Consider the following 19,098-nt stretch of genomic DNA (forward strand, 5'->3'; position numbering starts at 1 on the left):
TGCTATAATCAGTTTAGCGCAACCTTAGGCACTTATTATGGCTATAATGCGAGGGAAGTTATTTATATTAGGTACGGGAGGCAGACATGCAGACGGGAGATAAAATAGTATTTGACCGATACGAATGGCACGTGCTTGACATAGAAAACAATGCGGCTTTGATTATAACCGAAGATATAGGAGTAATAGAGTAAAGGATGGTGAAAATAAATGAAACGGATATTTTTGGTTGAGGACGATAAGGCAATCGCCAAAAACCTTATGCTTTTGCTCCGCTCGGAGGGATTTGCAGTCACTCACGCCCCTACGCAGAGTGAAGCCCTTGCCGCGCTTGCCGGGAATAAATTTGACTTGGCCTTGGTTGATATTTCCTTGCCTGACGGAAATGGCTTTACGGTTTGCACCGAAATCAAAGAAACAGGGGATATTCCCGTTATCTTTCTGACGGCTTCCGGCGATGAGGCGAGTGTTGTTACCGGGCTGAACATGGGCGCCGACGACTATATCACCAAGCCTTTTCGTCCGCGTGAACTGATCGCACGAATCAGAACCGCCCTGCGAAAAAGCGGATGCTCTCCATCGGCTTTTGAAATCTCCGGGCTTCATGTCGATATGGCAAGCGGCGTTGTGAAAAAGGGCGGCAGTGAGATTTTTCTTTCAGCCTTAGAATACCGCTTGCTGCTGGTGTTTATTAACAACCCTAAAAGTATTATCACAAGGAGCAGGCTGCTTGACGAATTGTGGGATGCTGCGGGCGAGTTTGTCAATGACAACACATTAACCGTGTATATCAAACGCCTGCGAGAGAAGATAGAGAACACCCCTCCAAACCCGCAAATCATTTTGACCGTTCGCGGGACGGGATATAGATTGGGGGATGGGTATGCTTCGGAATAGAGAGTTTCGAAAATTTTCCATTTTCTTCTCCTTAATAGCTGCCGCCACTGTGATGCTGGGATTTGCAATCAATACGTTGGCTGGAATCCTTTCCATTGCTTCTGTCACCGCTTTTGGGACAACGTTTTTTACATTTACCAAAGCCCGCTATAAAAGCATTGCACAAATTTCAGATCAAATCGACCTTGTACTTCATCACGCTGACCGTCTGTATATTTGTGAATCGGATGAGGGTGAACTTTCCATTCTGCAAAGCGAGATAACAAAAATGACGCTGCGTATTCGGGAGCAAAACGACGCACTAAAAAAAGAAAAAGAACATCTTTCCGATTCTCTGGCCGACATAGCCCACCAACTCCGCACTCCGCTCACATCCGTAAACCTTATTCTGTCATTGTTAGAGAATAACCCTGACGAAAATAAACGGAAAGCATTGATACGGGAAACAAAGGAATTGTTTGTACAGATGGATTGGCTGCTTACTTCCCTGCTGAAATTATCCCGCCTGGACGCGGGCATTGTGGTGTTCAAAAGCGAGCAGATCGATGCGAACACTTTGATAAGCGCTGCTCTTCACCCGTTTTTGATTCCAATGGAACTGCACGATATTGCTTTGCAAACAGACGTGCCAAAAGGGATACTCATTCAGGGTGATTCTGGCTGGCTTTCGGAAGCAATTCAAAACATTCTCAAAAATTGTATCGAAAGCGCAGGCGATAACGGGAAGATCGAGATTGTTTGTGAGGACAATTCACTGTTTACCGAGATTGCCATCCACGACAGCGGCGCGGGCTTTGAAAAAGAAGATTTACTCTGCCTGTTTGACAGGTTCTATCGTGGGAAAAATGCAGGCGTTGCAGGATACGGGATTGGATTGGCTCTCTGCAAGACGATTATAACACGGCAGGGCGGGACGATTACCGCCAAAAATCACCCGCAGGGCGGCGCAATATTTGCCATTCGTTTCCCAAAGTGACGAATCTCTCACCTGAAAGTCACAGAGATGTAAGCTGAAAATTCTATTATATGGGTAAAACATGAAAAAGGAGGCTCACATAATGGAGTTTTTGAAAATTGAAAATTTATGCAAGGTCTACGGCAAGGGTGATAACCAAGTCACTGCGTTAGACCATGTTTCTCTTACCATTGAGAAGGGGGATTTTACTGCAATCATCGGTTCCTCCGGTTCCGGTAAATCCACATTGCTTCACGCTATTGCAGGTGTGGATGTGCCGACAAGCGGAAAGGTGTATTTGGATGGGCAGGACATATATGCGGGGAGCAACGAAAAGCTTGCCATTTTCCGCAGGCGGCAGGTCGGGCTGATCTATCAGTTTCACAACCTTATTCCTACTTTGAATGTGGAGGAAAATATTACTCTGCCCATCCTGATGGATAAGCGGAAGATCAACAAGGAGCGCCTGAACAATCTGCTGGAGCTGCTGGGGCTACAGGAACGCAAAACGCATCTGCCTAATCAGCTTTCGGGCGGTCAACAGCAGCGTGTTGCTATCGGTCGCGCTTTGATGAACGCCCCGGCGGTCATGCTTGCCGACGAACCCACGGGCAGCTTGGACAGCCGAAATGGACATGAAATCATCAAACTGCTGAAAGAAAGCAATAAAAAATATGGGCAGACCCTGCTTCTCGTCACCCATGATGAAAACATCGCTTTGCAGGCAGACCGCATTATTACCATCGCAGACGGACAAGTGGTGCGGGATGAGAGGCAGGTGGCACTATAATGAATATCTTTAATAAAGTTGCCCTGCAAGGCCTGAAAAAGAGCCGCACGCGCACATTCGTAACGATTATCGGAGTTGTTCTGTCAGCCGCTATGATTACGGCAGTCGCCACTTTTGGCACTTCTCTGTTAAATTATCTGACAAACGGTTCAATTGCGAAATACGGTGACTGGCATGTTGAGTTTGTGGATGTGGATTCCTCCTTCGTGCATGAGCGAGCGGATGACAATGAAGTTTCAAATACCGCGGCATTTGAAAATATCGGCTATGCCATGCTTGATGGTGCGAAAAGCCCAGAAAAACCCTATCTCTTTATTTCTGGGTTCAATGACAAAACCTTTGACACCCTGCCCATCACCCTTATTTCCGGCAGACTACCGGAAAACAGCAGCGAAGTTCTTGTTCCGTCCCACATTGCAGCCAAGGCCGACGTTAGAATTTCTGTAGGCGATATCCTTACCCTCGCGGTCGGGAACCGAGAGGCAGATGGTGAAACGCTCACCCAGCACGATTCTTATCGCGCTGGGGAGGAAATGCTGGAACCTGTGACGGAGAAAACCTACACGGTTGTGGGTATCTGCGACCGACCGGGATTTGAAGAACATTCCGCACCGGGATATACCCTGATAACAAAAGCAGACACAGCGGATCAGGCGGACAACTTCAGCCTGTTTGTCACGCTTAAAAATCCGCACAATGTCAAGGCTTATGCAAGCGGCGCAGCCGGAACGAGCGCGTATGTTCTGAATGATGATGTGCTGCGCTTTTTGGGTGCCTCGGATAATAAACTATTCAATACAATGTTGTACTCGGTTGGCGGTATTTTGGTTGCCATCATCATGGTAGGCTCAATTTTCCTGATTTATAACTCGTTCCATATCTCTCTGAACGAACGTACACACCAGTTTGGCATTCTCATGTCGGTGGGTTCCACTGCCAAACAACTGCGAAATTCGGTGTTATTTGAGGGTCTTTGCATTGGTGCAATCGGCATACCGATTGGTGTTCTGGTCGGCATAGGCTGTATTGAATTGATACTTCCTATTGTTGCAAGCAACTTCAGCACTATTATCAGCACCACTGTCCCCCTGACCCTGTCGGTATCTGTCCCCGCACTGGTTGTGGCTGCAGCAGTCAGCTTGATTACAATTCTGCTCTCGGCCTATATTCCAGCTAAGAAAGCTGCCGCCACTCCCGTGATGGAGTGTATCCGCCAAACCAACGAGATTAAAACCGAATTGAAGGCCATCAAAACATCAAAGCTCACACAGCGTATTTACGGTTTGGAGGGAACACTTGCATTGAAGAATTTCAGGAGAAACAAAAAACGCTATCGCAGCGTTGTGCTGTCTCTTACTTTAAGCATCGTGCTGTTTGTATCCGGAAGTGCTTTTGGAACAACTCTGAAACGGCTTGCGAAACAATACACAATGGACTTTGACTATGACATTTGTTTCTACACGCAGGACATGGATGAAAGTAAGCTATTCCAGCTTTATGACGAATTGAAAACCGCTGATGGAGTTTACGAAAGTTCCTATCAGGCAATTTCGACCTATTCATGCGAGGTGAATACAAACGATTTTTTAGACAGTTATCAGGAAACAGCCGGTTATGATGGGACGGGCAAAACGGTGGGACTTTCGATGGATATTCAGTTTATTGAGGACAGTATCTATCAGAACTTTATTGAAAGCCTCGGACTGCCCACAGAGGAGTATACCGGCCAGGGCGCTAAAATGATTGTCGTAGCCAAAGATAAATCCCTGGCCGATATATTTGCAACCCGCGCTATGGATTTTACGTTGATCTCTGAATCTGGGGTACAGACGAAAGCAATCCACACGACTCTTGTAGATACCTACCCAGTGGATACTCTTCCTGCACAGTCATCCGAGGTGAAACCCTACGTTTTGATGGCGGTTGCCCCTTACCAGATGAAATCGCAATTTGACACTCTTAATGCACCTGCAAAATTGGGCTTGTCCTTCCGGTCAGAAAATCCCTCACAGTCGGTAGCTGAAATGGAAACAATGATTCAGAGTGCAGGAATTACGTCCGAGTATACCATATACAATTTGTATGGAGTAGTTGACCAATATCGCAGTGTAACATTTGTTGTTGATGTGTTCACCTACGTCTTTGTCATAATGATCTCGTTGATTGCGGTGGCCAATGTGTTCAATACGATTTCTACAAATATCAAACTGAGGCGGCGTGAACTTGCCATGCTCCGCTCTGTGGGAATGTCTGAGCGTGGTTTCAATAAGATGATGAATTTTGAGTGTGTCTTTTATGGCATGAGGACGTTGTTATTCGGGGTTCCAGTAGCAGGAATCATCTCGTGGCTGATTTACAAAGTAATCATGAACGCAGAAAGGATGGATAATTTCCATTTTGAATTTCCGTGGAGTAGTATGCTAATCGGTATGTTGAGCGTATTTTTTATCGTTTTTATTACAATGCTGTATGCTACCGGTAAGATTAAAAAGGAAAACATTATTGATGCGCTGCGGGATGACATGGATTGATTCAAAATCGATATTGACTTGATAGAAAATCAAAAAATAAAAGCAAATCCTCCAATAAAGATTATTTACAATTCATCGGTAATCGTTCGGCTGTGTGCTAAACAATTATGAGAATGAAAGTAAAAAGGCTTCCCTAAGATAGCACTCTTATGGGAAGCCTTTTATTTATCCTCTTTACTATTCCTGCTGTTTATCTGTCTTTTCCAATTGCCAGATATTTTTATTTCTTCTGAAAATTAAGCATACAATCATTCCGGCAAAACCAATTATCATAAATAACATGGCCGCTCCCGAACCCTTTCCGCTATTAAACAGTGTAATCCAAAAACTATTGTCCGGCTGCATTTTCATAAATGGTTCAAATACACGGTCAACTAATATACCGCCGGATAAATACCCTAACGGAATCGTGAAAAATTGCAGGGTATTGCGTGCTGCGTACACCCGCCCCTGGATGTGGGCGGGAATCTTCATGCGAAAGATTACATCCATATTAGCGCCCATCACAGGGATAAACAGCCATCCCGCAATTGCTCCCAGGCACCATACGGCACCATTCTTTCCGAAAGCCAGCATGAAGTTTTCCGTACTCATGGAAAAGAGCAGCGAATTGAATATAACCCGTACACGGTTTTTCGGTGCAGGCATAAATGTCATGAGTATGCTGCCTGCCAGTGTAGCAAGACCCGTACAGGCATTCACAATCCCAAGGACATTTTCACCTCCGCCCTTTCTTGAAAGCAGCATGGCAGGAAGCGCTGCATTATAAATTGATGCAATGAAATTGATTGCTGCAAGAAACAGCATCAAATCCAGTATCCCCCTGTTATCTTTCAGATACTTTAGCCCGCCTTTTGCCGATTGGATGAGTGTTTCCTTCTCACTGCCGCCGTTGTCCGAAATCGCAGGGATTTTCACAAATATCAGAAGCGTGGCAAAAGCAACAAAGAAAGTAAATAAATCAAAAATGATTACGGCTTCCATGCTGGTCAATGCAAGAATGGCAGTTGCAAGTACAGGAGCCAGCAACGTAACCAGGGAATTCGAAAAAGAACGCATACCGCTTGTCTTCTGGTAATGCTTGCATGGTACCAGGATACTCATAGTCACATCCGCTGCCGGCTGCTGAACTGTGTTCATTAACCCGTTAAAAGCATTTAATAAATATAAATGCCAGATTTCAAGGTTTCCGGATGTCAGAAGAAGCAGGACTATTATTGAACTTCCTGCCGCAAAGCTGTCGCAGACCAGCAGAATTGCTTTCTTATTCCACTTATCACTTAATGCACCTGCAAAAATACTAAACAAAACATAAGGCAAATAAGAGCAGACTGCAAGCAGTGAGGTTGAAAGTGCAGAACCTTTCTGCTGATAAGACCATATGACCAAGGCAAAACTCGTCATAGAACTGCCTAACCCCGAAAAGGCCTGGGTAATCCATAAAATCAGAAATATATGAAGTTCTTTTATTGTTATTTTTAAATTTTGTATCATGACTTTGCTCCTTTAATTTTAATAATCTAAAACTAAATGCAAAGTCCGGCGGACGAATTAATTATCCTCCATGCAGCTTCGTCCGAATCAGACCTTGCATGGAGCATTGCCAATACAGAGTTTCAACTTTTTTCCCTACCTTTCGTAAAATTAATGATAAATTGCTTTTAGAAAACTATTTATTTATCTCTTCCTCCAGTGCCTTTTTAACAGCCTGCGGGTTTCCTCTGTGCTGTGCTATAATATCTCTGACCTTATCATACCCTAATATCTTCGTATAGGCCGTAGCAAAAGCATAAGAGCCTTCTAACAATGCCTCACACCTTTCCTTATCCGGTTCCATCACTTCTATACATTTGCTCCTGAACAGCTCAACAGCCCTTTGAAGAAGCATAAGACTTTCAAGCAGACTGTCTGCAATCAAGGGAAGGAAGGCATTTAACTCAAATTCACCGCGGGAGGCTGCCATAGTAATGGCATAATCATTTGCCATTACTTTCATTGCCGCCTGGGTTACCATCTCCGGAATTACCGGGTTTACCTTTCCCGGCATAATGGTACTTCCAGCTTGAAGAGGCTTTAGATGTATCTCTCCGATTCCTCCAAAAGGACCGGAATTCATAAGTCTTAAATCTCCTGATATCTTCATAAGATTAACTGCCAAAGCCTTTAGTAAGCCTGAAACTTCAACAAATACATCATTGTTTTGGGTGATATCCATAGGATATTCAGCAGCTGCCAGTCCCATTCCGGTGATTTCCCTAAGCTCCTCTATTACCATAAAGCGGTATTTTCTGTCCGCATTGCTGGCATTCCCTACAGCAGTTCCTCCCAGATTAACCTGACGCAGCCTTTCTTCAACCTTATAAATCCTCCAGCGGTCCCTTGCTATCGCCTGGGCATAGGCACCGAATTCTTCCCCCAGGGTAATGGGGATGGCATCCATAAGCTCTGTCCTGCCAAGCTTTTTAATTCCTTCATATTCTCTTTCCTTTAATTGAAGGGCCTGCTGCAGCTTGGCACAGCCATCACTAAGCTCTCTTATCAGGTCAATGGAAGCAATGCGCAGGGCTGTGGGATATACGTCGTTAGTCGACTGTCCCCTGTTTATGTCATCAAGGGGATGGATAACGATTTTTTCTTTCCCTTCCTCCATCCATATCTTTTCAGATAAGCCGGCAAGTACTTCATTGACATTCATATTGGCAGAGGTCCCTGCCCCTCCCTGAAGAGCATCCACTATAAACTGCTCCTTATAAGCTCCTCCCAGTATCCTGTCACAGGCTTTAACTACAGTTTCGTAGATACCTTCTTTTCCGACACCCAGCTTACTGTAGGTTTTTGCTGCTGCCTTTTTTACTTTCACGATGGCATAGATAAGCTTAAGATTCGTCTCTTTATAATTAAGGGCAAAATTCGCAAGTGCTTTCTTAGTCTCTTCCCCATAGAATATTTCCTTCTTAAAGGGAGTATTATATGCATCTTCCATTTGTCCCTCCTCTATTCTCCGCCACAGATTTTTGATATATGTTAAATTGCTTTGTCTTCTTCGTTTAATTCCTCCAATATAGCAGGAAATATTTCCAGGCTTCGTTTTAGAATTCCCTGCATATAGGCAATTAGAATGCCGTAGTTCGTGATAGGAACCTTCTGGTCCACACTGCACTTTTGGCGGTATTTCACTTCTCTCTCCGTAAGCATGCAGCCTCCGCAATGTACGACAAGTTTGTAGGGGCTTAAGTCTTCCGGAAATTGTCCGCCTGAAGTAAAGGCAAATTGAAATTCCTTTCCGGTATAATTCTTAATCCATCTGGGCAGCTTTACTGTACCAATATCATCGCACTGTCTGTGATGTGTACAGCCTTCACAGATTAAGATGGTATCTCCTTCTTCAAGGTTCTCAAGAGCTGCGACTCCCTTTACCGCCTCTTTCAAAAGGCCCTTATATCTTGCAAAAAGAATCGAAAAAGAAGTAAGGGGGATATCTCTTTTCGTATCCGCTGATACCTTGGCAAACACCTGACTGTCCGTAATGACTAAACTCGGTTTTTTCCCCAGATTTTCAAGGGTTTCCTTTAATTCATATTCCTTTACGACAATGGCCGTGGCATCGGACTCTAAAATATCTCTTATGGTCTGCTGCTGGGGCAGGATAAGCCTGCCCTTTGGTGCGGCTTTATCAATGGGAACAACCAGAACAACAAAATCAGACGGATGAATAATATCTCCCACAATTCGAAGTTTATTATCCTCCGTCGGAGCAAGCACCGCAATTTTTTCTTTTAACGCTTCTATATTCTTGCCAGTAACCGCGCTTACGTAGATTTCATTTTCACTTTGCGGCTTCTTTTCTTCTATCAATAAATCCGCCTTATTATATACTGTCAGGTAAGGAATAGTTTTTTCCTCAAACAGCTTTATCAGTTCTTCGTCAGAAACTGCTTTTCCAGCTACAGCATCAATAATAATGACAGCTACATCCGTTTTATTTAATACCTGCCTGGTTTTTTTGACCCTAAGCTCTCCCAGTGAGCCCTCATCATCAATACCCGGAGTATCTATTATCATTACGGGACCCATAGGCAGTAATTCCATTGCTTTATAGACAGGGTCCGTAGTAGTACCTTTTACATCAGATACCACGGAAAGCTCCTGCCCTGTGATTTTATTAACAATGCTTGATTTTCCAGCATTCCTCTTTCCAAAAAAGCCTATATGCACCCGGTCTGCGGAGGGTGTTTCGTTTAGTCCCATACTGCCATCTCCTTCGTGATTATTACATATCCATGCGAACATTATGGTAACACAAAACACATGCCAAATCAAGAAGTACCGGTATATGGTGCATAAGGTGCATTGAGAAACAGTCTAGAATTTACAAAGCATGGTTATATTTTGAGCTCCGTTTCCAAAAGCACAAATCAAAAAATAATCTCCCCTCTTTATCAAGTGCTTTTCCCAAGCTTCATAAAGTGCGATAAACGGAGCACTTGTGCCTGTATCACCGTAAATATCTCCAATATAAGGACTGCGTGCTTTTTCAAGCTTCAGCCTTTCTCTAATGAAATCCAATCCTTCTTTATTTCCCTGTGAGAAACAATACATCCCGATTTCATCCATTGTCAAGCTGTTACGGTTAAGAATTGTGGCAATGGACTCTTCAACATTTCCCGTAACATCTGAATTTTTCCTCGTTATTGAAAATCTGAATTTGCTTCCTTCCCTTACCATAAATAAATTAGAAAATCCACAATAAGGAAATTGATAACTGTCATTGTCTTCTGTTCTGATAAGGCTGACAGCATCGTATACTCCGCAAGCTTCCTCTGTTTTTTCAAGTATTACTGCACAGGCAGCATCCCCTAGATTGTTTTTCTCCACATTCATATAGTCACAGCCTACTAAAAGTGCACGCTTAATATGCGGACTTGCTGACATATATTTTGATATCTGGTCAAAGGCCAAAGTCATTCCGCAGCCATTGGAATTAACATCATAGCAGATACATTCCTTTTTTCCGCCGATTACATTATGTATTTTTACTGATGTCGCAGGTGCCACATATTCAGGCAGCTGACTGGACAATACAATCATATCCATATCGGCACCTGATAAATTGGTCTTATAAAACAACTCCTGTATTGCATCCAAAGAAAGCATAATTGTGTTCTGCCAATTATACCTGTTTATGATGCGTTTTCCGCCTCTGTCCGCTGCTTCTTCGACCGCAATATTTCCTTGCACTTTTTCAGAAACAAATTTTCTGTTTTTAATATGATTAGAAATAAAGTAGCCCTGGCTGACCGCTATATCAATAATTTTAATTTGTACCATATTATTCCTCTATCTACATTCCCCTGTTATATTGTATGTTTAAAAAATAAATACTAAAAAAATAAAAGCTAGCCCAAATTGCCATGGCTAGTTTTAAACATGGTAGCCCGGCTGCCTTGCAATTACATTACCTGTAATGGTTTTAGGCCCGTGGCTTTGCGTCCCTGCTTTTCAACAGGTTTGCCTTTATCTCAATATATTATTTTTTATTCTATAAGTATAATAGTAAGAATTACCTATTACCAATTATATTATATCCATATTTCATTGATTAGCAAGTATTTTTCGCAAGATTTGTCATTCTTAGTCAAATTATGTTTCATTTTAGTCTCCATTGTAACTAAAACTTTAGTCAGTTTATTTTCTATAAGGAAAGCCCATAAGCAGATTTCATTTGGCTGCATATGAGCTTAAGTTTATATTTTCTCATTTATCAATTATCAAATCTGTGATACTCTTATAGGAAGCATAGGTTTCTAATTGAAACTTACCGATTTTTATATTCTTGGTATAATTATTTATCACCAAATACTGGTTAAATGCATCGGAATCTTCTACAATCCCTTTATCCCTTAATAACCTTGCCACCTGCTCTGACGTCATCCCTGTTGTTATATCAATTTCAATGGGCTTATTAGAAGCTAAAGCCTCTTTACCATCACCAGTTGGTTCTTTGCTATCCTCTGCTTTACCTGTATCAACAGTCCCTTCTTTTTCTTTTGAATCCTGCGTATTATCCTCTTTTGGGTTCTCTGTTGGTGTTACCGTATCTGTTGGCGTGTCTGTTGGCGTTACTGTGTCTGTTGGCGTTACCGTCGGAGTAGCAAGTAAATCGTTTAAAGGATCTGCAGATGTGCTTTCCACCATTCCCAGTTCTTTTGCTCGCTCCCTGATCTGGGCATCTGAAAGTTTCTTATCCTGAAACACATGAAATGCTACAGACAGCACAACAGCCGTAAAAAGTATTCCGACACCTATTCCTCTGATATAATATTTTAAATTCATATAATCTCCCATACATATCGCAAGTTTACTTGCGATACTTCCTAAATAAAGGGTGTGAAAGTCTTTCATTTCACCAATCCTCTTCATTAAGAATAAATTTACTGTTGCTTTGCGCTTTCTCTAAACAAATCAACTACCAGTTTTACTTCGCCCTGTCCTATCTCTAAGGTTTTTGAAATATCTACAATTGAAAAACCCTGTGAATACAACTCTAATATCTTCTGATTGGAATTGCCGCTGTGTTCTGCATTGTCTGCCGATTTTCCTGCATCCGGCACATTCTTAGCACCAGCCGTATTCTTTTTCGTCGGTACGGCTTTATTATCTGCCGTTCTTAATAACGCCGCATTTTCTTCCATCAACTTTTTCTGCCTGTCTGCATTTTTCATGAGACCCTTAAACTCTTCTTCTTTTTCTCCAAGCATTTTATAAAGAAATACAACTTCTTCATGATTATGCTTAATTTTTTCTAATATCTGCTCGGAAAAATCATGCACTGCTATAATTTTCTCGTTTGACAGCTGGTTTAACTGATTCTCTGCCTTAAATATATAGCCTTCTGCCGTTTCCTGGCATGTTTCGTCAAATCTTTGTTTTAATTCCTTGCTTAAATCAGCCATACTCTGATCAAGTACAGTATCCAGAACAAATTCGCCGCTCTTTTTATCTGTTTTATCCACCATAAAACAGCTGACTATTATAATCGCAATTCCCAGTATAATAAGGATGATTGCTATAGCTTCCATAGTATATCCTCCAGATAGAATATGATATCTTTATCTGCCGCTTATATCCTGATATCAATAGAACCGGCTTTCATCTTTTGCGGTTTTTCCTTCGATTCTTCTTCTTTTTTCTTTTTCTTTGAGTTTGATCCCGCGTAACTGTTATTTCCCTTTTCCTTGGCATCATAACGGTATTCCCGGTTATCACCCTTAGCCGTCTTAACCGCCTGCTGACTGTTATGCTCTACCTCCTGATTCAGCTTATTATGTATCAATATCTGATCATTCATAGGCTTTTGGCTTTCATGGTGCTTATAGTTTGAAACCTCCTGTGACTTAGGTGCCATTGTTGCGATTTCAATTGGTGTTATAGGCATAATACTACCTCCTTTATAATCCAATTACTTTGATATCCGCCCTGTCCCTGATAAATTTTGAGTAATGGGTTTCTGACTTTATGTAATAATTTACATTGGATATTACAATTTTTACGCCTGGATAGGCAATATTTTCAACCTTTATCCACCCTCCGTCACTGTTGCCGATCTCTGCCCGATACTGTTCAAACTGATTCTGACAATCTTTAAGCTCTTTCCTTAACATGATACAGTTATTTGTTGCAATCCTTATATACTCTAATTTTTCCGGTGATAAAATTTCTCCCATACTCATTTTTCTCTTGTAAGTATCTATAATCGGAAGTAATTTATCAAGACCTGCTTCAATTGTGGTTATCCGTTTTTGAATACCTCTGTAATCTTCTACTTTCTTAGGATCTATTCCAACTTCCAAAAGCGTATAAATCCCCATTGTAGAGCCTGCCGTTTTAACCGTAATAGAATTTCCCGACACGATTTCACCGCCGGCTATAAAGCCTTTTTTACCGCCAACTGTAATGTCTCCCCTGGCAGATACGGTGCTGTGCAAAATAGCTTCCGTAGTAATATATCCACCTGCTTTTACCACAGCATTTTCTATAAACTTGCTGATAATATTACTTTCTGCTTCCATTATCCCCTTGTTCATGCCCTGCATGCCCCGCTTTAATACAATCTGCCCTCCTGCATAAAGTTTAGCACCTTCTACAACTCCATCAACAATAATATCTCCTCTTGCACGGATAGAATACCCGGATGTAACATTCCCCTTCACCGTAACATTTCCCTCGTATTCAATATCGCCGGTAGAAGAATCAACATCCGCAAGCACTTCAAAAGTATTGGAAACAAATACTTTATCATTTACCAAATCAGCATGACCGCTGACATCTGAAAACATCTTAAACCCATCATCCGATAAGTGAATATCTCTGCTATGCTTTAATACTTTTCTCATTACCTTTTTGGGCAGTATACTTCCTCCCATTACGTCCATACCGGGTTTTCCATTGACCTCCGGAATTAATTCTGCCAGCAAATCCCCTTTATTAATTGAACTGATCATATCAAGCTGATGAAAATCAACTGTTCCGTCTTCTTTCTTCTTTGGCTTTAAGGTCTTGTCCGTGTTGAAGTAATAGATGATTTCTGCATCTTTTCCTTCCACCGACTTTACCCCTCTGGCCAATATTATTTCTTCATTGTATATCGGACTTTTTATAAGATCATTGATGGTATCTTCAATAATGCCATATCTTACTCCGGCACTCCTTAACACATCAACTATATCATTCTTCGTCAATCTCCTGCCTCCTGCAGAAGGCGGATAAAAGGTACCTTCCGCATACATCTTATCCATTGATATATCTATCTCTAACATCTCATTAACATTCGGCATCTGTGCTATTGTAAGCTTATACTCAACCGGCTTTTCTTTGGATATAGCCAACGCTCTTGCAAGAGCATTTACGTCATAATCATATATCTTGATCTTACTCAAATACTTTGACAGGGCATCAAATTCCAATGGCTTACCGCCTTCTTTGCCAGGAATCAGCCTGACATAAGTACCATCTGTTTTCATATCAAGTTGAAAATAACCATTCCTATTATCCATACTCTTCTCCCTTATTATATGGTAAACAATAATTCTATATTACTTCCCAATTTCTGCCTCATCTTTTGCAATGCTTTCGTATGCAGCTGTGAAATCCTGGATTCCGATACTTCCAGTACATTACTGATTTCTTTCAATGTAAGCTCTTCATAATAATATAGAATGATAACTTTTTTTTCCTTTTCTGTCAGAATGTTAAGAGTGTCTGTTAATATTGTTTTCAATTCATTTCTTTCTGTAATCTGCTCCGGAGTTTCGTAATGCGAGCCTAAATTAGATTCAACGCTTCCTTCACTGCCCTGCTCTAAATATTCATCCAGAGAAAACAAATTCGATATATTCGTTTGATTCTGCCAAAGCTCATATTCTTTTAAAGACAGCTCAAGTTCTTTGGCCATCTCCTCATCTGTAGCGCTGCGTCCTAACTGGCTTTCCAGCTTCTGATAAGCAATATCCAGCTTTCGTTGTTTTTGTCTTAAGGTTCTTGGTATCCAATCCATTTTACGTATTTCATCCAGAATGGCCCCTCTGATTCGAAAACTTGCATAGGTTTCAAATTTAACGCCCTTTGTGTAGTCAAACTTGTCTACTGCATCAATAAGTCCAAATATTCCGTATCCCACCAGATCCTCATATTCAACATTGTACCCCAAATACATACTAAGTCTTCCAGCCACGACCTTCACTAATCCAGCGTATTCTGTTATAAGTTTTTCCCGTCCTTCCGGAGATTTGTGTTTACTGTAATCCTCCCAAATTTTGGCCTTATACTCTGCATTCATCAATGTACCCCCAAATTTTGAAAATCTTAGCCTCCCTGCTTTATTTTCATCAAATTCCGAATAAAATATGTCTTACGGTATGTATTCATTCCTAATCTATCTGTGTATTTTCTTTGTCTTCCTCATTCTTCTCGGACATATCATTTTCCGGTACCTTATCCACTGCTTTCGTAGCTGTAAACTTCCTTATTACAGCTGCTGCTATTTTTCCAATTATAAAAAAGCAAATCAGAACCACCAACAGTCTTTCAAGACTTGTTAACATTTCTTCGTGATTAACAAGATTTATTACGCTCATAACCACACCCGCTATAAGCATTACAGCAGGTGCTATATACCTGTCTCTCATATAACCTCTTTCTGGGACTACAATTGCTGTCCAGCTGCTCCCCAGGGTATCTCTTTTACTTATCTTTATTACATTATTTTCAATGGCTTTCCTACTGATTTTACATAGAGTTCACCGGTCCCGGCATAGAACTCTATGGTTCTGCCGTAATTTAGACCGGTATCCTCTGCAATTATCCTAATTCCAAGAGAAGCCAGTTTAGCTTTACTTGCCTCTACATTTCTTTCTCCAATACGAAGCATATCATTATTGGAGCTAAAAGCAAACATTTGGGCTCCTCCTGCAATCTTTGCTATCAAGCGGTTTCTATTTGCCCCTGCCAAAACCATTTTTTCAATCAAGGCATCCACGCCCGTATCTGCAAATTTGGCAAAATTCTCATTGTTTTTAATCTTCGTGCTGTCCGGCAGCATAACATGTACCATACCCGCTGTTTTACTAACAGAATCATAAAGAGTTATTCCAACACAAGAACCAAGTCCCAAAGTCGTCAGTGCATCAGGTGAGCTGCATATATTCAAATCTGCCATTCCTACTTTAACCATTATGCCCATATTATCACCTATAATCCCAATGATCTTAAGATAACATCATATGATTCCAAAGTAGGTATCAATATAAAATAACCGTTAACATCAGAGTCGTCTTTGGTAAATTGTGTTTCAATAATCAGGGCCTTATCACCTACTTTACCGAATTCAATAGCCGGCACACTTAAAATTGCTCCCGCCATATCAATAGACATATACGGTATGCTTGCATGAATCTTAATTCCAGTCAAGGTTGACAAAGAGGAAAGATATGCTCCTGCTATTATGTTTCCAATCTCTCTAAGTGCGGAATATTCCATTTCTGTAAATTCTTCAATCGCCGTGGTTTTTCCCATAAGAATGTCTACTATCCGGCATGCAGAAGCCTGGTCCATCATAAACATCATCATGCCATTGATTTCGCCCTCTAACGTTATCAGAATTCCTACAACAATCTCTTCGGCTCCGCCAAGCAAATCCGGTAATTCTTTTAGTTCAAGCAAATCTACCTTAGGAACATTCATATCAACCTTGCTGTTTATCATAGTTGACAAAGCCGTTGTAGCATTACCCGCTCCAATATTACCGATTTCTTTTAAAACATCAAATTGCATGTTGTCCATATTATCTAAATTAATATTTGGCAATGATAACACTCCTTAAACTATTTCTTTTTCTATAATGACCCCATTAATATTTAATAAAGATACCAAACTGTCATTATGTTTTCCGATTCCGGACAGATATCCGTTTTTATCTTCTACTGCACTATTGGTAACCTTTTCGATCATATTTTCATCCAAGGTCACTACTTCTTTTACTTCGTCCACAATCACACCTACGGCGGACTGGGAATCAAATTTTATGATAATAATTCTGGTAGCATTGCTTATCACATCTTCTTCCAGTCCAAATTTCAGGCGGAGACTCATTACCGGTATAATTTCACCTCTTAAGTTTATAACTCCCTTAAAATAATGCTGTGCCCTTGGTACTCTTGTTATATTCTGCACTCTTACAATATTATCAATATATTTAATATCAATACCATATTGCTCAATTCCGATTTTTACGACTATGTATTGTTTCCCTTCATTTACTGCGTTTTCCATCATGAAACCTCCTCTAGACCAGCGTATTTACATCAAGAATCAGGGCAACCTCACCGTCACCAAGAATGGTGGCTCCGCCGATGATCTTATTGTTGTTTATAAACTTGCCAATTGACTTAATAACAATTTCCTGCTGTCCAATCAGATTATCCACAACCAATCCTGCCAGCCTGTCTCCCTTTGATATGATTACTACAATGAGATTCTCCTGGTCCTCTTTCGCTCCCGGAACATCCAGTATTCTATTTAAACGAAGCAGAGGTATTACATTGCCTCTTAAATTTATTACTTCCTTTGAATGAACATATTTGATATCCGAAGCCAAAACGTCTTCAATGGTCTGAATGCTTCCAAGGGGTATCGCATATTTTTCAGCTCCAAGTTCAACCATAAGAGCCTGTATGATGGCAAGTGTAAGCGGTAAGCGGATAATAAAATTACTTCCGGCACCTAACTTTGTTTTTGCCTCAATATCACCACCCAGGGCTTCAATCTTTGTCTTAACAACATCAAGGCCTACACCTCTGCCGGATACATCAGTGATAATCTCTGCTGTAGAAAAGCTTGGTCTAAACAGTAAATCTATAACTTCCTTATCACTCATTACTTCAGCCTGTTCCAAAGTTATCGTTCCTTTTTCAACAGCCTTTTTCTTGACTTTTTCTACGTTGATGCCGGCACCGTCATCCCTTACTTCAATTACTACATTGTTACCATCCTGATAAGCATCAAGGAAAATAGAACCCATTTCCGGTTTGCCTTTTGCAAGACGCTCTTCATTGCTCTCCAAACCATGGTCAGCCGCATTACGCAATAAGTGCATGAGCGGATCCCCGATTTCATCAATAACGGTCCTGTCAAGCTCTGTTTCTTCACCTGTCATATAAAGTTCCATCTTTTTATTCAAAGACTTTGATAAATCCCTGATCATACGAGGAAAACGGTTAAGAACGCTCTCAATGGGCACCATTCTCACCTTCATGACAGATTCGTGAAGATTGGTCGTTACTCTTTCAAGATATTCTATTTGTTCATTAAAACTGGACTCTGACTTTGTACCTTTTTCACTGATATTCATGGAAACGAGGCCATTCTTTGCAATAATCAGCTCACTTACGAGATTCATAAGCACATCCAGTTTTTCAATATCAACACGGACAGAACGGTTTACTACCGGTTTTGATGACTGCTGTTTGGCACTGCTCTGTGCCACAGCCTTATTTTGGATGTTACCCCGCAGTTCGACTTCCTCTGTATGAACAGCTTCTCCCTTTTCTTCGGGTACTTCGTCTGCACTTACGCTTATCTCTTCTACATACACTTCTTTAATTTCTGAAACATTCAAAATTGTTTTTTTAACTTTTTCAATATCGTCCTTCGTCAGCAATACCACACTAAAATCCAAATCAAACTTCTCATCTTCAATATCCTGCACTTCGGGTTTTGACTTAATTACATCGCCCATACTTTCCAATGCTTTAAATACCAAAAATGCTCTTGCTGCCTTCAGAATACAGTATTCCTGTATATAAACTGTTACCCCAAAAGCATGAATGTCCATCTTTTGCGCTTTTACGATTGCATTTCTTTCGTAATCAGCAAGGGGCAGTTCCTTATATTTATTCCCGGCAGCGCCTGCCGTATCTGCAGCAGCCGTACCACCTGCTGCCTGAACTGTTCCTTTTGCCTCTTCTTTCTTAACTTCTTTTCCCAAGCCAATATTTAGAATATTGTTAAGCTGTTCTATGATATCTTCATAATCTTCCGTTCCTTCATCAGCACTTGCCTGTATGTTGCTTAGGTAGCCTTCTAAAGCATCCAATCCTTTAAACAATACATCCACTAATTCAGCAGTAACACCCATCTTACCATTACGGATTTCCGAAAAAACATTCTCCATGTCATGGGTCAACCGCTGCATCCTCTTAAATCCCATTGTTCCTGCCATACCTTTTAAGGAATGGGCGGCTCTGAAAATCTCATTAATTGTTTCACTGTTTTCGGGTTCTGTTTCCAATATTAATAACTGTTGGTTTAAACTCTGCAAATGTTCCTTGGTTTCATCAATAAAAATATCCAGATATTGACTAACATCCATC

At 41.1% G+C, this 19,098-nt stretch carries 18 protein-coding genes and 1 riboswitch; of the genes, 4 read left to right on the plus strand and 14 right to left on the minus strand.

Features of this window, described 5'->3' with window-relative positions:
• Positions 1–210: 210 nt before the first annotated feature.
• From BUF11_RS12210 to BUF11_RS12225, 4 genes are all read left to right on the plus strand, one after another.
• The gene (locus BUF11_RS12210) at positions 211–897 is read left to right on the plus strand and encodes a response regulator transcription factor (RefSeq protein WP_073589144.1); all 687 of its coding nucleotides are present in this window, start codon (positions 211–213) and stop codon (positions 895–897) included.
• On the plus strand, positions 884–1,873 hold the full coding sequence (locus BUF11_RS12215; protein WP_073589145.1) for a sensor histidine kinase: 990 nt from the start codon (positions 884–886) through the stop codon (positions 1,871–1,873). Before BUF11_RS12210 ends, BUF11_RS12215 begins: the two co-directional genes overlap by 14 nt.
• 82 nt (positions 1,874–1,955) lie before the next feature.
• Positions 1,956–2,642: an ABC transporter ATP-binding protein gene (locus tag BUF11_RS12220; protein WP_073589146.1), complete on the plus strand. Its 687-nt coding sequence runs from the start codon at positions 1,956–1,958 to the stop codon at positions 2,640–2,642.
• The gene (locus BUF11_RS12225) at positions 2,642–5,173 is read left to right on the plus strand and encodes an ABC transporter permease (RefSeq protein ID WP_073589147.1); all 2,532 of its coding nucleotides are present in this window, start codon (positions 2,642–2,644) and stop codon (positions 5,171–5,173) included. Before BUF11_RS12220 ends, BUF11_RS12225 begins: the two co-directional genes overlap by 1 nt.
• 177 nt (positions 5,174–5,350) lie before the next feature.
• Here BUF11_RS12225 and BUF11_RS12230 read toward each other — a convergent pair whose 3' ends face one another.
• The 14 genes from BUF11_RS12230 to BUF11_RS12295 all read right to left on the minus strand — a co-directional run bounded on the left by BUF11_RS12230 (position 5,351) and on the right by BUF11_RS12295 (position 19,097).
• Positions 5,351–6,667 carry an MFS transporter gene (locus tag BUF11_RS12230; protein ID WP_073589148.1) on the minus strand — a complete coding sequence of 439 codons (1,317 nt, stop codon included), beginning with the start codon at positions 6,665–6,667 and terminating at the stop codon, positions 5,351–5,353.
• 175 nt (positions 6,668–6,842) lie between these two features.
• Entirely contained in the window at positions 6,843–8,156 is a 1,314-nt protein-coding gene (locus BUF11_RS12235) for an aspartate ammonia-lyase (protein ID WP_073589149.1), read from the minus strand.
• 41 nt (positions 8,157–8,197) lie between these two features.
• Positions 8,198–9,421 (minus strand): [FeFe] hydrogenase H-cluster maturation GTPase HydF, encoded by a 1,224-nt coding sequence (hydF, locus tag BUF11_RS12240; RefSeq protein WP_073589150.1) that lies wholly within the window; start codon positions 9,419–9,421, stop codon positions 8,198–8,200.
• Positions 9,422–9,535: 114 nt separating this feature from the next.
• Positions 9,536–10,501: a 3-oxoacyl-[acyl-carrier-protein] synthase III C-terminal domain-containing protein gene (locus BUF11_RS12245; protein ID WP_073589151.1), complete on the minus strand. Its 966-nt coding sequence runs from the start codon at positions 10,499–10,501 to the stop codon at positions 9,536–9,538.
• Between the two features lie 98 nt (positions 10,502–10,599).
• A riboswitch (cyclic di-GMP riboswitch) is annotated at positions 10,600–10,696 on the minus strand.
• A gap of 231 nt (positions 10,697–10,927) precedes the next feature.
• A complete protein-coding gene (locus BUF11_RS12250) occupies positions 10,928–11,575 on the minus strand; it encodes an endolytic transglycosylase MltG (protein ID WP_073589152.1) in 648 nt (215 codons plus the stop codon).
• Positions 11,576–11,604: 29 nt separating this feature from the next.
• Complete coding sequence (locus tag BUF11_RS12255; protein ID WP_073589153.1) at positions 11,605–12,252, minus strand: DUF6115 domain-containing protein; 648 nt, start codon at positions 12,250–12,252, stop codon at positions 11,605–11,607.
• A gap of 41 nt (positions 12,253–12,293) precedes the next feature.
• Positions 12,294–12,608, minus strand: coding sequence for a hypothetical protein (locus tag BUF11_RS12260; protein ID WP_073589154.1), 315 nt, complete (start codon positions 12,606–12,608; stop codon positions 12,294–12,296).
• A gap of 13 nt (positions 12,609–12,621) precedes the next feature.
• On the minus strand, positions 12,622–14,226 hold the full coding sequence (locus BUF11_RS12265; RefSeq protein WP_073589155.1) for a DUF342 domain-containing protein: 1,605 nt from the start codon (positions 14,224–14,226) through the stop codon (positions 12,622–12,624).
• Positions 14,227–14,240: 14 nt separating this feature from the next.
• Positions 14,241–15,008 carry a FliA/WhiG family RNA polymerase sigma factor gene (locus BUF11_RS12270; protein WP_073589156.1) on the minus strand — a complete coding sequence of 256 codons (768 nt, stop codon included), beginning with the start codon at positions 15,006–15,008 and terminating at the stop codon, positions 14,241–14,243.
• A gap of 91 nt (positions 15,009–15,099) precedes the next feature.
• Positions 15,100–15,357, minus strand: a complete 258-nt coding sequence (locus tag BUF11_RS12275) for a hypothetical protein (RefSeq protein ID WP_073589157.1) — start codon at positions 15,355–15,357, stop codon at positions 15,100–15,102.
• 68 nt (positions 15,358–15,425) lie between these two features.
• Positions 15,426–15,911: a chemotaxis protein CheD gene (locus BUF11_RS12280; RefSeq protein ID WP_073589158.1), complete on the minus strand. Its 486-nt coding sequence runs from the start codon at positions 15,909–15,911 to the stop codon at positions 15,426–15,428.
• 8 nt (positions 15,912–15,919) lie between these two features.
• A complete protein-coding gene (locus BUF11_RS12285) occupies positions 15,920–16,543 on the minus strand; it encodes a chemotaxis protein CheC (RefSeq protein ID WP_330393881.1) in 624 nt (207 codons plus the stop codon).
• Between the two features lie 3 nt (positions 16,544–16,546).
• Complete coding sequence (locus tag BUF11_RS12290) at positions 16,547–17,002, minus strand: chemotaxis protein CheW (protein ID WP_073589159.1); 456 nt, start codon at positions 17,000–17,002, stop codon at positions 16,547–16,549.
• 10 nt (positions 17,003–17,012) lie between these two features.
• Positions 17,013–19,097 carry a chemotaxis protein CheA gene (locus BUF11_RS12295; RefSeq protein ID WP_073589160.1) on the minus strand — a complete coding sequence of 695 codons (2,085 nt, stop codon included), beginning with the start codon at positions 19,095–19,097 and terminating at the stop codon, positions 17,013–17,015.
• Position 19,098 lies beyond the last annotated feature (1 nt).

The sequence above is a fragment of the Anaerocolumna xylanovorans DSM 12503 genome, assembly GCF_900143645.1.
GTDB lineage: Bacteria > Bacillota > Clostridia > Lachnospirales > Lachnospiraceae > Anaerocolumna > Anaerocolumna xylanovorans.

Coding starts and splice junctions, on each gene's coding strand:
- BUF11_RS12210 (WP_073589144.1), top strand. CDS start 211: ATGAAACGGATATTTTTGGTTGAGGACGATAAGGCAATCGCCAAAAAC.
- BUF11_RS12215 (WP_073589145.1), top strand. CDS start 884: ATGCTTCGGAATAGAGAGTTTCGAAAATTTTCCATTTTCTTCTCCTTA.
- BUF11_RS12220 (WP_073589146.1), top strand. CDS start 1,956: ATGGAGTTTTTGAAAATTGAAAATTTATGCAAGGTCTACGGCAAGGGT.
- BUF11_RS12225 (WP_073589147.1), top strand. CDS start 2,642: ATGAATATCTTTAATAAAGTTGCCCTGCAAGGCCTGAAAAAGAGCCGC.
- BUF11_RS12230 (WP_073589148.1), bottom strand. CDS start 6,667: ATGATACAAAATTTAAAAATAACAATAAAAGAACTTCATATATTTCTG.
- BUF11_RS12235 (WP_073589149.1), bottom strand. CDS start 8,156: ATGGAAGATGCATATAATACTCCCTTTAAGAAGGAAATATTCTATGGG.
- hydF (WP_073589150.1), bottom strand. CDS start 9,421: ATGGGACTAAACGAAACACCCTCCGCAGACCGGGTGCATATAGGCTTT.
- BUF11_RS12245 (WP_073589151.1), bottom strand. CDS start 10,501: ATGGTACAAATTAAAATTATTGATATAGCGGTCAGCCAGGGCTACTTT.
- BUF11_RS12250 (WP_073589152.1), bottom strand. CDS start 11,575: ATGAAAGACTTTCACACCCTTTATTTAGGAAGTATCGCAAGTAAACTT.
- BUF11_RS12255 (WP_073589153.1), bottom strand. CDS start 12,252: ATGGAAGCTATAGCAATCATCCTTATTATACTGGGAATTGCGATTATA.
- BUF11_RS12260 (WP_073589154.1), bottom strand. CDS start 12,608: ATGCCTATAACACCAATTGAAATCGCAACAATGGCACCTAAGTCACAG.
- BUF11_RS12265 (WP_073589155.1), bottom strand. CDS start 14,226: ATGGATAATAGGAATGGTTATTTTCAACTTGATATGAAAACAGATGGT.
- BUF11_RS12270 (WP_073589156.1), bottom strand. CDS start 15,008: ATGAATGCAGAGTATAAGGCCAAAATTTGGGAGGATTACAGTAAACAC.
- BUF11_RS12275 (WP_073589157.1), bottom strand. CDS start 15,357: ATGAGAGACAGGTATATAGCACCTGCTGTAATGCTTATAGCGGGTGTG.
- BUF11_RS12280 (WP_073589158.1), bottom strand. CDS start 15,911: ATGGGCATAATGGTTAAAGTAGGAATGGCAGATTTGAATATATGCAGC.
- BUF11_RS12290 (WP_073589159.1), bottom strand. CDS start 17,002: ATGATGGAAAACGCAGTAAATGAAGGGAAACAATACATAGTCGTAAAA.
- BUF11_RS12295 (WP_073589160.1), bottom strand. CDS start 19,097: ATGGATGTTAGTCAATATCTGGATATTTTTATTGATGAAACCAAGGAA.